The sequence below is a fragment of the Rahnella sp. PAMC25559 genome, assembly GCF_050632365.1.
In the GTDB taxonomy this organism is placed as follows: domain Bacteria; phylum Pseudomonadota; class Gammaproteobacteria; order Enterobacterales; family Enterobacteriaceae; genus Rahnella; species Rahnella rivi.
In genome coordinates, this window is record NZ_CP192543.1 from 4,614,069 (window position 1) to 4,625,914 (window position 11,846).

At 52.3% G+C, this 11,846-nt stretch carries 13 protein-coding genes; 8 read left to right on the plus strand and 5 right to left on the minus strand.

The features are described from left to right. Window positions 1–144: 144 nt before the first annotated feature. Entirely contained in the window at window positions 145–585 is a 441-nt protein-coding gene (locus tag ACQZQY_RS22230; RefSeq protein ID WP_056781965.1) for a DUF1198 domain-containing protein, read from the plus strand. Window positions 586–639: 54 nt separating this feature from the next. Here ACQZQY_RS22230 and ACQZQY_RS22235 read toward each other — a convergent pair whose 3' ends face one another. Beyond that, window positions 640–975, minus strand: a complete 336-nt coding sequence (locus tag ACQZQY_RS22235; protein ID WP_056781967.1) for a DUF2002 family protein — start codon at window positions 973–975, stop codon at window positions 640–642. 114 nt (window positions 976–1,089) lie between these two features. Continuing rightward, on the minus strand, window positions 1,090–2,286 hold the full coding sequence (locus ACQZQY_RS22240; protein ID WP_056781970.1) for an MFS transporter: 1,197 nt from the start codon (window positions 2,284–2,286) through the stop codon (window positions 1,090–1,092). Window positions 2,287–2,589: 303 nt separating this feature from the next. On the opposite strand from ACQZQY_RS22240, the gene ACQZQY_RS22245 reads away from it, so the two are divergent. Further along, complete coding sequence (locus tag ACQZQY_RS22245; protein WP_056781972.1) at window positions 2,590–2,895, plus strand: DUF883 family protein; 306 nt, start codon at window positions 2,590–2,592, stop codon at window positions 2,893–2,895. 132 nt (window positions 2,896–3,027) lie between these two features. On the opposite strand, the gene ACQZQY_RS22250 is transcribed toward ACQZQY_RS22245, so the two are convergent. Continuing rightward, complete coding sequence (locus ACQZQY_RS22250; RefSeq protein ID WP_431296430.1) at window positions 3,028–4,476, minus strand: PLP-dependent aminotransferase family protein; 1,449 nt, start codon at window positions 4,474–4,476, stop codon at window positions 3,028–3,030. A 122-nt stretch (window positions 4,477–4,598) separates the two neighbouring features. On the opposite strand from ACQZQY_RS22250, the gene ACQZQY_RS22255 reads away from it, so the two are divergent. The 6 genes from ACQZQY_RS22255 (at window position 4,599) to mgrA (ending at window position 10,304) form a co-directional block, all read left to right on the plus strand. Continuing rightward, window positions 4,599–5,030 carry a carboxymuconolactone decarboxylase family protein gene (locus tag ACQZQY_RS22255; protein ID WP_431296431.1) on the plus strand — a complete coding sequence of 144 codons (432 nt, stop codon included), beginning with the start codon at window positions 4,599–4,601 and terminating at the stop codon, window positions 5,028–5,030. 301 nt (window positions 5,031–5,331) lie between these two features. Continuing rightward, on the plus strand, window positions 5,332–5,571 hold the full coding sequence (gene nrdH / locus ACQZQY_RS22260; RefSeq protein WP_056781978.1) for a glutaredoxin-like protein NrdH: 240 nt from the start codon (window positions 5,332–5,334) through the stop codon (window positions 5,569–5,571). Window positions 5,572–5,581: 10 nt separating this feature from the next. Further along, entirely contained in the window at window positions 5,582–5,986 is a 405-nt protein-coding gene (nrdI, locus tag ACQZQY_RS22265) for a class Ib ribonucleoside-diphosphate reductase assembly flavoprotein NrdI (protein ID WP_056781980.1), read from the plus strand. After that, window positions 5,968–8,130, plus strand: coding sequence for a class 1b ribonucleoside-diphosphate reductase subunit alpha (nrdE, locus tag ACQZQY_RS22270; RefSeq protein ID WP_431296432.1), 2,163 nt, complete (start codon window positions 5,968–5,970; stop codon window positions 8,128–8,130). The genes nrdI and nrdE overlap by 19 nt, the downstream gene beginning before the upstream one ends. A gap of 20 nt (window positions 8,131–8,150) precedes the next feature. Next, window positions 8,151–9,134: a class 1b ribonucleoside-diphosphate reductase subunit beta gene (nrdF, locus tag ACQZQY_RS22275; RefSeq protein WP_056781984.1), complete on the plus strand. Its 984-nt coding sequence runs from the start codon at window positions 8,151–8,153 to the stop codon at window positions 9,132–9,134. 129 nt (window positions 9,135–9,263) lie between these two features. Then, complete coding sequence (gene mgrA, locus ACQZQY_RS22280; RefSeq protein WP_431296433.1) at window positions 9,264–10,304, plus strand: L-glyceraldehyde 3-phosphate reductase; 1,041 nt, start codon at window positions 9,264–9,266, stop codon at window positions 10,302–10,304. Between the two features lie 103 nt (window positions 10,305–10,407). On the opposite strand, the gene ACQZQY_RS22285 is transcribed toward mgrA, so the two are convergent. Continuing rightward, complete coding sequence (locus tag ACQZQY_RS22285) at window positions 10,408–10,866, minus strand: hypothetical protein (protein WP_156362062.1); 459 nt, start codon at window positions 10,864–10,866, stop codon at window positions 10,408–10,410. Window positions 10,867–11,131: 265 nt separating this feature from the next. Next, window positions 11,132–11,692, minus strand: coding sequence for an NlpC/P60 family protein (locus tag ACQZQY_RS22290; RefSeq protein WP_056781989.1), 561 nt, complete (start codon window positions 11,690–11,692; stop codon window positions 11,132–11,134). Window positions 11,693–11,846 lie beyond the last annotated feature (154 nt).

Below are 11,846 nucleotides of genomic sequence, written 5' to 3' on the forward strand. Positions count from 1 at the left end.
CCCTACAATGACATTCTGCCCGGCAGGCGCAAATTCTTTGTCACACCTTCACGTATTTCTTTCCATTAGCAGATAAACTCGCAGCATCGGGTGTTGCATGCACCTTTACATCACGCCAGAAAAGGCCGGAGGCCAGAGTCCAGAATGATATGGATTATGCTTGCTGCAATTGTTGTGGTTTTTATTGTGGGTTATTGGTTCATGACGGCAGACACCCGTAAAGCGAATGATTCACTCGCCAGTCTGTTGAAAATTAAACCGGTTTATATCGATTCTATGCTGCTGGAAATGGGCAAACGACAGAGTCAGATGTTTATCCGCTCCATAAGCGGTGGCTATGCGGAAGAGATCCGCAAGGCCGCCTACGTCGTGTTCATCTATCACACGTTTATTAAAGATGCGTCGGCTGAAAATATTGTCCGCTGGCGAAATATTCTGGTGCGTGCGCACCTGCCCCCGCAGTTGAGCAGTGAACACGCCGAGCTGGCGCTGTTTTACTTCGCCGAACTGGATATCGAACCCTTCGAGCTGGCGCAATTTCGTCGCGACTATAACGAAACCTATAATCAAATCCATCTGGTTTAGATGCAAAAAAGCCGCTGAGTCAGCGGCTTTTTCTCATCAGATTGAACTGACTGCTTATCTGAACACGTTATCCAGATAACTCGCCAAAATCTGGCGTGAACTGAAACCGTGGCAAATGCCGTAGTAGGTTTCGTTGTCGCTGGACACATCCAGCGGGAAATTCTTGTAGGCATCGCTGCTGCGAAAAGATGCCGTTGGCTCGGCAAAACGCTCGCTGCGTTCTTTCATCGCCGGGTGTATTACCAGGGCAGTCCGGCCAAACCGCGCTTCCCGGTTCACATACACATAGAACTCGCCACGGCGATAACCGTATGCTTTATCATCAATATAATCGCGCTCAAATCCTGATGTTTCTAAAACGCGTGCCACTTCATCTGGCCGTAAATACATGGTTGCTCCTCGCTTCTTTAACCGCAAGGCGACCTTACCGCAATAACTCTGCCAGACAATGCCTTTATCCCCAATTTTGGCGCATTTAGGATTTATCTAAACACATCAAAAAAGCTAGCGGGACGATGTTTGCCGTGATGTTTGCAGCCAGAGTTTCAGGGTCAGCAGCCAGGCGATCACCACCATAAAAGCCGCCGCCAGATAAATAGAAGGCGTACCCAGATGCGCAATCATCAGTCCGGCTACCGGCCCGGTGATCCCAAGCCCGAGATCGAGAAAAGCGGAATACAGCCCGAGTGCCGTTCCCTGATTCTGCGGGGGAACTTGTTTCACAGCTTCCACGCCCAGAGCAGGGAAAATCAGCGAGAAGCCGGAGCCGGTAAGAAATGCCCCCAGCTGCACCGTGACAGGATCGGTTCCCAGCCAAATCATCAGCAAGCCTGCGATTTCGACAACAAACGACACCAGCGACACCCGCAAACCGCCGAACCGGTTGATCATATTGCCGAACACCAGCCGCGCACCGACGAAGCCGAGGCTGAATAAAGTGAGAGTAAACGCCGCCCCGCTCCAGCCCTTATCGGCATAATAGAGCGTGATAAAGGTGGCGATCACCCCGAAGCCGATGGTGCCAAAGCCCAGACCCAGACCGTACAACCCGATCCGTCCGATCACCGATCTGAACGCGATCCGTTTACCGGCGGTGACTGAAATCGCCGCTTTGCGACAGGCGACCAGAGCGGCAATCACCACGGCAACAACAATCAGCACCGCCACGCCAGGCAGCCCAAAGCCGTGATTGAGCATCACGCCCAGCGGTGCGCCGACAGCCATTGCGCCGTAGGTGGCAACGCCGTTCCAGGAAATCACCCGCGCGGTGTGCATCGGGCCGACCGCGCCGATCCCCCACAGGGTGGTGCCGGTGCTGCCGAAGCTTTCCCCGACGCCGAGGAAAATACGGGCGACGCAGAGCAGCAGCAGGCTGGCCAGCGGAACGTGCGCAAACATAAATGCCAGCATGTAGAAAACGCCGCTGAGCCCGCAGCAAATCAGGCCAAAAATGACCACCCGTTTTGGGCCGAGCTGATCGGCATAACGTCCGGCATGCGGGCGGCTTATCAGGGTGGAGAAATACTGAACGCTGATAATCAGCCCGGCCAGAACCGAGTTATAACCGAGCGTGTTGTGTACAAACCCCGGCAATACGGCCAGCGGCAGGCCAATCGTCAGATAGACCACAAAGGTGAATAACATAAACGACAAAATGCGTTTATTGAGCTGAAGATTGGCGCGAAGCGTACTTAAAGACATGAGCAAAACCGGATGTGAATACTGAGACTGGGATCAACAGTATAAACAGGTTTTCGCGGCTGAACGGGGGTAAAAATGTTATTGGCTGTAACGTCATCGTCACTTGCAGAAAAATCTGATCCGCGTCACGCAAGTCCGCGCCACGCCTGACTTTTCCGACCAGCCTCATGGCCTGCTCACCCCTACAAATACAGGCATTTGTTCTCGTGGAACCCGCTGATGCAGGATTTTGGTCTATGCTTTAAGTATCAGTTTTAAACACAGTAAAAAACTGAAAAAAATCGTTCAACAAGGAGAGGCCGAATGTTTAAGAAAACAGATAAAGTAGAAAAAAGCATTGATCAGGATGTGACCTTACTGGCTGACACGCTGGATGAAGTTCTTCAGTCTGCCGGGAACAAATCCAAGGATGAGTTGGATAAGCTACGCAGCAAAGCCCAGGGCGTTTTACGTGATACACGTGCACGCTTTAACGGCGATAAAATCAGCAAGCATGCCCGTGATGCTGCCGCTCAGGCCAATGATTATGTGAAAGATAATCCGTGGTATGGCGTCGGTGCCGGTGCAGCAGTCGGTATTGTGATCGGTGTCCTGTTAGGACGTCGCTAGTCACTGAAAGGGCAATTTAAGGTGTCTCACTCCTGTGTCGGGATGGTTGAAACACAGACACCAGCGCGGCTTCCCTCATTGCTGCGCGATTGCTAAAAAGACGACGGAGCCTCCGGGCTCCGTTTTCTATTTTCAGGCACCAGCTAAGGCCACTGCCAGCCGCGTAACCCACTGCTTTGCCTGCTCCTGCGAACAGATGTTTGGAAACCCCATCAGTAACCCGTTTGGCCGAAGGGCATCGCCCCGTTCGCTACGTAACACCTGCCAGTCGGACAACGCCTGTATTGCCAGCCCCTGCTCCCGTGCAGCGCGGGCGATCGCCGCATCGTCCAGATGCAGGCTGAGTGTGGCGCAAAGCTGGATCCCTCCGGCCTGCTGATTCACCCGAAGGATGTCCGGCGAAAACGTCGCCGTCAGGGCCTGTTCCAGAAAGCCGCGCCGCTCGGCATAAACCTGACGCATCCGTTTCAGGTGCCGGTAAAAATGCCCCTGTTCGATAAATTCCGCAATGCTGTTTTGTATCAGCGGCGGCGTGCCGCAAATGCGCAACGGGCAATACGCCTCGATCTTTTCCACCAGACTTTCAGGCACCACCAGATAACCGCAGCGCAGCGCCGGGAACATCACTTTGCTGAACGTCCCCGCGTAAATCACACGCCCCTGCGTATCCAGGCTTTTCAGCGAGGGCAGCGGCTGCCCGTGATAACGGAACTCGCTGTCGTAGTCATCTTCGATAATCCACGCCTGCTGTTTCGCCGCCCAGTCGAGCAGCGCCATGCGCCGCGCTAAACTCATGGTCACGCCGGTCGGGCTTTGATGCGCGGGTGTCACCACGGCGAAACGCGCGTTGGGGTGCTGCGCCACCGCCTGCGGCACATTCATGCCTTCCTCATCGACATTCACCGCCATCGGCACCGCCCCGGCTGCGCGGAAAAATGCCTGCGTCACCGGATACCCCGGATCCTCCAGCCATACGCCATCGCCCGGTTCTAACAGGCTGCCGATGACCAGATCCAGCAGCGGTGCATATCCGGCGCAAATAAAAATCTGCTCCGGGCGGCAGGTGAAACCCCGGGAAAGCTGCAAATAACGGGCGACGGAATGGCGTAAACCGTCGGTACCGGCCAGCGGCGGATGGCCTAAATCGTTCATGCTGGTGTGACGGATTTGCCTTGAAACAATGCGCGACCAGATTGCACGGGGAAACGCATCCAGCGCCGGAAGGCCGAGCTGAAAAGGCAGCGAAGACACGGATGGCAGCATCGGGTTAATGGGTTTGGGCACGGCGTTTTTTCTCACCGGCGAGGGCGCGGGGGCGGATAAGCTCTGCGGCGCGCTGACCACCGTTCCGGCCTGTCCGCGGCTTTGCAGAAACCCTTCTGCCGTCAGCAGGCCATAGGCATTTTCAACGGTGGCGCGCGCCACGCCGAGTTCACTGGCCAGCGCCCGCACCGACGGCACGCGGCTGTCGCGTTTAAGTTGCCCTGTCATGATCGCCTGTTTTACCCGCTGATAAATCTGCCGGTAAAGCGGTTCTTTGTGTCGGGGATCGAGCTGAAAGGCAAGGCTGAAACGGCTCATTCATGACCTGCTTAAATAGACATTTTATGGCCCTGTAGTATAGACCATGTACAGCGTAAAGTGGCGTTCATTGAGACGCGCCGTGCGTCACTGTTTACACCAAAATCCCAGAGGAAATCATCATGACCGCACTTCGCCTGCCTTACTATTCCCTGTCTTCTTCCGTGATGGAACCCATGAAAGCGGCGCTCGGTGCGCTGGAAAACGGCCCGCTGGATAATGTGATCATCGAGCTGGCATTCCTGCGGGTTTCGCAAATTAACGGCTGCGCCTACTGCCTGGATATGCATGCCAAAGCATTGCGCAAAATGGATGTCGCGCAGACCAAACTGGATCAGCTGGCGGGCTGGCAGGTCAGCCATGCGTATTCAGAGCGTGAACGTGCGGCGCTGGCGTGGGCGGAATCCCTGACGCTTGTGGCAGTAACCGGCGCACCGGATGAGGCATTTGCGCCACTGAAAGCACAGTTCAGCGACGTGGAAATATCAGAACTGACATTTGCTGTTGGTCTGATGAATGCGTTTAACCGCCTCGCCGTCGGCATGCGCCAGTAACTTTTTGAAAGTGTAGTGTTTATTTTTTGAACACATTCTAGCGCCGCGTTGCGCAACAAATCGGGTCAAAAAAAGTTTTCTCTCTCCAGCCCGCTGCCTGCGGGCTTTGTCATTTTTGCAATAAGCATTTTTGAAATATCTACATATTGTGTGGTTGAATATTTTAATCACCACATCTAGTATTCAATCCATCGGGACGCCATGAAGGCACCGACTCTCGCGTCTTTCCCCCGGCTGAAGCAGCCGCACAGCGGGAAGGCAAAAATTGTCTCTGATTTCTTACCAAATGGAAATACGAATCATGAGCATTATTATTTACAGTAAACCAGACTGTGTCCAGTGCAATGCGACTTACCGTGCACTAGATAAACATGGCATTGCCTATGAAGTGATCGATTTAACCCAGGACGATCAGGCGCTCGGCCAGGTTCGCGCCATGGGTTATCAGCAGGTTCCGGTGATTGTTGCCGGTGACGATCACTGGTCCGGTTTCCGTCCGGACAAAATCAGCGCCCTGCGCCAGCTTCAGAACGCGTTCTGAGGGCCGGCGGATGAATCCGTTGGTCTATTTTTCCAGCAGTTCAGAAAACACCCATCGCTTCGTCGGCAGAACAGGATTGCCGGCGATCCGCATCCCGATAGATCGCCAGCCAGAAAAATTGCGTGTCGACTTACCGTACATTTTAGTGGTGCCGAGCTACGGCGGCGGATCGGCCAAAGGCGCGGTACCGACACAAGTGATCCGTTTTCTGAACGATGAACACAACCGTTCACTCATCCGCGGCGTTATCGCCGCCGGGAATACCAATTTCGGCGCAGCGTATTGCATTGCCGGTGACATCATCGCCCAGAAGTGTCAGGTCCCTTACCTGTATCGCTTTGAATTACTGGGTACGCCGGAAGACGTTGCAAAGGTTACACAGGGAGTTACTGAATTTTGGCAACGACAGAAATGAATCTCACCGAGGCGGACACCTCCAGCCCGGACTATCACGCGCTCAACGCCATGCTCAATCTGTTCGATGCCGAAGGTCGCATCCAGTTCGATAAAGACCGGCTGGCGGCGCGTCAGTATTTTCTGCAACACGTGAATCAAAACACCGTGTTTTTCCATAATCTGGCAGAGAAGTTGCGCTATCTGGTGGAAGAAGGCTATTACGAAGCTGCGGTGTTGGATCAGTACGCATTTGACGATATTAAAGCGTTGTTCAAACAGGCTTACGCCAAAAAATTCCGCTTCCAGACCTTTCTGGGTGCATTCAAGTATTACACCAGCTACACGCTGAAAACGTTCGACGGCAAGCGTTACCTCGAGCGTTATGAAGATCGCGTGTGCATGGTGGCGCTGACGCTGGCGCGCGGCGACATTCAGCTCGCCAGTCATTTTGTCGATGAGATCATTTCCGGCCGCTTCCAGCCCGCAACGCCGACGTTCCTCAACTGCGGCAAAAAACAGCGCGGCGAGCTGGTGTCCTGTTTCCTGTTGCGTATCGAAGACAACATGGAATCCATCGGGCGTTCGGTAAACTCGGCACTGCAATTGTCCAAACGCGGCGGCGGCGTGGCGTTTATGCTGACCAACATCCGCGAAGTAGGCGCGCCGATTAAGCGCATCGAAAACCAGTCTTCCGGCGTCATTCCGATCATGAAAATGCTGGAAGATGCGTTCTCTTACGCTAACCAGTTGGGGGCTCGTCAGGGCGCGGGCGCGGTCTATCTGAACGCCCATCACCCGGACATTTTGCGTTTCCTCGATACCAAACGTGAAAACGCCGACGAGAAAATCCGCATTAAAACGCTCTCGCTGGGCGTGGTCATTCCGGACATTACTTTCGAACTGGCGAAGAACAACGAAGATATGTACCTGTTCTCGCCGTATCACGTCGAAAAAGTGTATGGCGTGCCGATGTCTGAAATCAGCATCAGCGAGAAATACCGCGAGATGGTGAATGACAAGCGCATTCACAAAAGCAAAATCAACGCGCGCGAATTCTTCCAGGTGCTGGCGGAAATTCAGTTTGAATCTGGCTATCCGTACATGATGTTTGAAGACACGGTCAACCGTGCCAATCCGATCAAAGGTCGCATCAACATGAGCAACCTGTGTTCGGAGATTTTGCAGGTGAATTCACCGACGATCTACGGCGAAGACCTCTCCTATCAGGAAATCGGTAAAGACATCTCCTGTAATCTCGGCTCGCTGAATATCGCCTCGGCGATGGATTCACCGGATTTCGGCAACACGGTGGAAATGGCGGTGCGTGCGCTGACCGCCGTGTCGGACATGAGCAACATCCGCTCGGTGCCGTCTATCGATCAGGGAAATCAGGATTCACACGCCATCGGCCTGGGTCAGATGAATTTGCACGGTTATCTGTGCCGCGAGCGTATTTATTACGGCTCGGAAGAAGGTCTGGATTTCACCAATATCTATTTCTGTGCCGTGGCTTTCCATGCGATCCGCGCGTCGAACCAGATCGCCATTGAGCGCCAGCAGTCGTTTAAAGGTTTCAACGATTCCACCTACGCCAGCGGCACCTATTTCGACAAATATGTCGATGACGCGCAGGCCGAAAAATGGCAGCCGAAAACGGACCGCGTGCGCGAACTGTTTGCCGACGCCGGAATTGCCCTTCCGACCACCGCAGACTGGGCGGCGCTGAAAGCTTCCGTGATGCAGCATGGCCTGTATAACCAGAATTTACAGGCGGTGCCTCCGACCGGTTCTATTTCTTACATCAATAATTCGACGTCGAGTATTCACCCGATTGTGTCCCGCGTGGAAATCCGCAAAGAGGGCAAGATTGGCCGTGTCTATTATCCGGCGGCGTTTATGACCAACGACAATCTGGATTACTACCAGGATGCCTACGACATCGGGCCGGAAAAAATTATCGATACCTATGCCGAAGCCACGCAGCACGTCGATCAGGGGCTGTCGCTGACGCTGTTCTTCCGCGATACCGCCACCACGCGCGACATCAACAAAGCGCAGATTTACGCCTGGCGCAAAGGCATCAAAACCATTTATTACATTCGGCTGCGTCAGATGGCGCTGGCAGGCACTGAAGTTCAGGGCTGCGTTTCCTGTACGCTGTAACCGATTGAAAGGACGATAAAATGAGTGCAGTAAAACAATTGTTAGTACCGCAGCCAGTCAGCAAAGCCATCAACTGGAACAAAATTCAGGACGATAAAGATCTGGAAGTGTGGAACCGTCTGACCTCCAACTTCTGGCTGCCGGAAAAGCTGCCGCTGTCGAACGATATTCCTTCCTGGGCGACGCTGAGCGCGCAGGAAAAGCAGCTGACCATCCGCGTGTTTACCGGCCTGACGCTGCTGGATACCGTGCAAAACGTGGTCGGCGCGCCGACGCTGATGAAAGATGCGGTGACGCCACACGAAGAGGCGGTTTATTCGAATATCTGCTTTATGGAAGCGGTGCATGCGCGTTCTTACAGCTCGATTTTCTCGACGCTGTGCGCCACCGTGGACGTGGATGAGGCCTACCGCTGGAGCGAAGAAAACGTCGCGCTGCAAAATAAAGCGGCGATCATTTTGTCGTATTACGACGGCGAAGATCCGCTGATGAAGAAAGTCGCCAGCGTATTCCTCGAATCCTTCCTGTTTTATTCCGGTTTCTATCTGCCGATGTACTGGTCGAGCCGCGCCAAACTGACCAACACTGCCGATCTGATCCGTCTGATCATCCGCGATGAAGCGGTTCACGGTTACTACATCGGCTATAAATTCCAGAAAGCGCTGGCGCTGGAAAGCGAAGAACGTCAGCGTCAGATCAAAGAGCAGGCGTTTGATCTGATTCAGGATCTGTACGACAACGAGATCCGCTACACCGAAGAACTGTACGACGGCGTAGGCTGGAGCGAGGACGTGAAGAAATTCCTGCATTACAACGCCAATAAAGCGCTGATGAACCTCGGTTACGAAGCCCTGTTCCCGGCCAGCATGGCGGATGTGAATCCGGCGATCCTTTCCGCATTATCGCCAAACGCCGACGAAAACCACGATTTCTTCTCCGGATCCGGCTCTTCCTATGTGATCGGCAAAGCCGTCAACACCGAAGATGAGGACTGGGATTTCTGATGTCTTCGCCCTCCCCTTCATCGCGGAGGGCTGACATAAACCCCGCTTTCTGCTGTTGCCGTTATTTTTCTGAGCGTTAGTATAGAAACAGTGTTTCAAAACCCTACACGATCAGAAAAAGGAAACATCATGCCTTATACGGCCTCCCCCTCCCGCTATGAAACCATGCAATTTCGCCGCTGCGGTCAGAGCGGTTTAAAACTCCCCGCCCTTTCGCTCGGCCTGTGGCATAGCTTCGGTCACGTCAGCCCGCTGGAATCACAACGCGCCTTGCTGCAAAAAGCCTTCGATTTAGGCATTATCCATTTCGATTTAGCCAATAACTATGGTCCGCCTCCGGGTTCCGCCGAAGAGAATTTTGGCCGTTTGCTCAAACAGGATTTTGCCCCTTATCGCGATGAGCTGATCATCTCGACCAAAGCCGGATACGACATGTGGCCGGGGCCTTACGGTGCGGGCGGTTCACGCAAATATCTGCTGGCGAGCCTCGACCAGAGCCTGCAACGCATGGGGCTGGATTACGTTGATATCTTCTATTCGCACCGTGTGGATGAAGAAACACCGATGGAAGAAACCGCCGCCGCGCTGGCATATGCGGTGCAAAGTGGCAAAGCGCTGTATGTCGGGATTTCGTCTTATTCACCGGAACGCACGCAGAAAATGGCGGAGCTGTTACGTGAGCTGAAAGTACCGCTGCTTATTCATCAGCCGTCTTACAATTTGCTCAACCGCTGGGTCGATAAGAGCGGTTTGCTGGATACGCTGGAGCAAAACGGCGCGGGCTGTATCGCGTTTACGCCGCTGGCGCAGGGCCTGCTGACCGGTAAATATCTCAACGGGATCCCGGACGGGTCGCGGATGCAGGTGGAAGGGAATAAGGTGCGCGGGCTGAATGCCAATATGCTCAGCGAAGCCAATCTGAAGAGTCTGCAACTGCTCAATGAAATGGCGCAACAGCGCGGCCAGACCATGGCGCAGATGGCGCTGAGCTGGTTACTGAAAGACGAACGTGTGACGTCGGTGCTGATCGGGGCCAGTCGCCCTGAGCAACTGGATGAAAACGTGAAAGCGCTGGAAAATCTGCGTTTCACAGCTGAAGAGTTAACGGCGATAGATAAGCATGTGGCGGACGGGCAACTGAATCTGTGGCAGGCATCTTCCGATAAATAATATTGTAAAAAAAAGTGCCCTTAATTAAACCCCCGATACAGGGTCATTTAATTAGGGGCACTTAGCTTTCATTTAAAACATTATTAACAACGGGTGCTGCTGATTATTTCACGCTTTCAGCGGGTTCTTTAGCAGGCTGAGCGGTTGCCGGTGCAGCTTCTTTATGAGAAATAGTCGGCACTTCACCAAATTTGATTTTCACATCTTTCAGTTTGGCCACCAGATCCGCCGTCACATCCAGATCTTTTGAATAACTCATTGCACTTTGCACAGGCATGATTGCATCAATTTTATGCTCTTCACGGTATTGCTCCGTGACCGTTTTCACTTCTGCTACTACAGCATTACGCGCAGCCATTTGTTGAGCCTGCCATTGTGCATTCAGTACGTTAGCATCAGCCTGACGGGCCTGAGGAACTTTATCCTGTGGCAGCGTTTTATAATTCTCTTCCACTAATTTAGCGCCGTCCTGCAGGCTCTGATGCACCTGTTCCAGATGCGTTTTTTCCTGAGCTGCCAGGCCTGAGTCGATCATGATTTGCTCAATATTTGCGAATTTCATATTTTTATCTCCGGTAGATTTATAATCACATCCTGCAAGCATGGAGCCTGCAATAACAATAACAGCGAGCATTCCTGCAATACTTCGGGTTGAAACTGACTTCATAAAATATCCTAAACAAGTGAGATAGTGACGAACCGCTAAATAATTCTCTGCTAAAAATAGTCGTATTTCAATTTAGAAATACTTATTTCATCATTTACGAAATATAAATCGAAACCATAAATATCCCGCAGTTTTAACTTTTATGGTTATTTATAAAGCGTTATGCGGTGAGTTCTAAACGGCGAGCCGTTTCGTAATGGTCTACCCAATACTGATTATCCAGTGAAGAAATAGTGACGCCTTCAATTTTGGAAGCATGAATAAATTGATCTTCACCGATGTATACGCCAACGTGGCGATCCCCTGGCGTGGTTTTGAAAAATACTAAATCGCCGGGTTTAAGATTATTTTTACTGACTGCCCGGCCATTCCTGATTTGTTCAAACGTGGTGCGCGGCAATTTTTTGTGCAGTGAATCATTAAAGATATGCTGCATCAGCGCGGAGCAATCCACCCCCTGGTGTGTGGTGCCGCCCCAGTGATACTGGGTGCCTTTCCAGTTTGAATATTCAGATAACAACGCCGATTTAATGTTTTTTGACCGGCCTGTATTTCCGTCATAAACGGCGGATTCTTTTATATTGAAAAGTTCATTGTCGGCAAACTGATGGTTACCGATCGCCCTGAATTCACCTGGCAAATCAAATGCAAAAGAATTCATGCTGACTAATAAAGGAGAAGAAATTAATAATGCAGAGATAAATGTTTTAAAACGAAACATGTGAGAGATCTTTTCTGAAAAATATTATTCTTCCTTACCTGTAAACCAGCAAACGGGGCGGGTGACTCGTCGTTGAGTGCGCAAATAATAAACGACAGGTGAAAAATAACCAGCCGAAAAACAGTCCATAATAGGACTCGCCGAAATTATCCTA

Coding starts and splice junctions, on each gene's coding strand:
- nrdF (WP_056781984.1), top strand. CDS start 8,151: ATGAGTGCAGTAAAACAATTGTTAGTACCGCAGCCAGTCAGCAAAGCC.
- ACQZQY_RS22245 (WP_056781972.1), top strand. CDS start 2,590: ATGTTTAAGAAAACAGATAAAGTAGAAAAAAGCATTGATCAGGATGTG.
- ACQZQY_RS22290 (WP_056781989.1), bottom strand. CDS start 11,692: ATGTTTCGTTTTAAAACATTTATCTCTGCATTATTAATTTCTTCTCCT.
- ACQZQY_RS22230 (WP_056781965.1), top strand. CDS start 145: ATGATATGGATTATGCTTGCTGCAATTGTTGTGGTTTTTATTGTGGGT.
- nrdI (WP_056781980.1), top strand. CDS start 5,582: ATGAATCCGTTGGTCTATTTTTCCAGCAGTTCAGAAAACACCCATCGC.
- mgrA (WP_431296433.1), top strand. CDS start 9,264: ATGCCTTATACGGCCTCCCCCTCCCGCTATGAAACCATGCAATTTCGC.
- ACQZQY_RS22250 (WP_431296430.1), bottom strand. CDS start 4,476: ATGAGCCGTTTCAGCCTTGCCTTTCAGCTCGATCCCCGACACAAAGAA.
- nrdH (WP_056781978.1), top strand. CDS start 5,332: ATGAGCATTATTATTTACAGTAAACCAGACTGTGTCCAGTGCAATGCG.
- ACQZQY_RS22240 (WP_056781970.1), bottom strand. CDS start 2,286: ATGTCTTTAAGTACGCTTCGCGCCAATCTTCAGCTCAATAAACGCATT.
- ACQZQY_RS22255 (WP_431296431.1), top strand. CDS start 4,599: ATGACCGCACTTCGCCTGCCTTACTATTCCCTGTCTTCTTCCGTGATG.
- ACQZQY_RS22285 (WP_156362062.1), bottom strand. CDS start 10,866: ATGAAATTCGCAAATATTGAGCAAATCATGATCGACTCAGGCCTGGCA.
- ACQZQY_RS22235 (WP_056781967.1), bottom strand. CDS start 975: ATGTATTTACGGCCAGATGAAGTGGCACGCGTTTTAGAAACATCAGGA.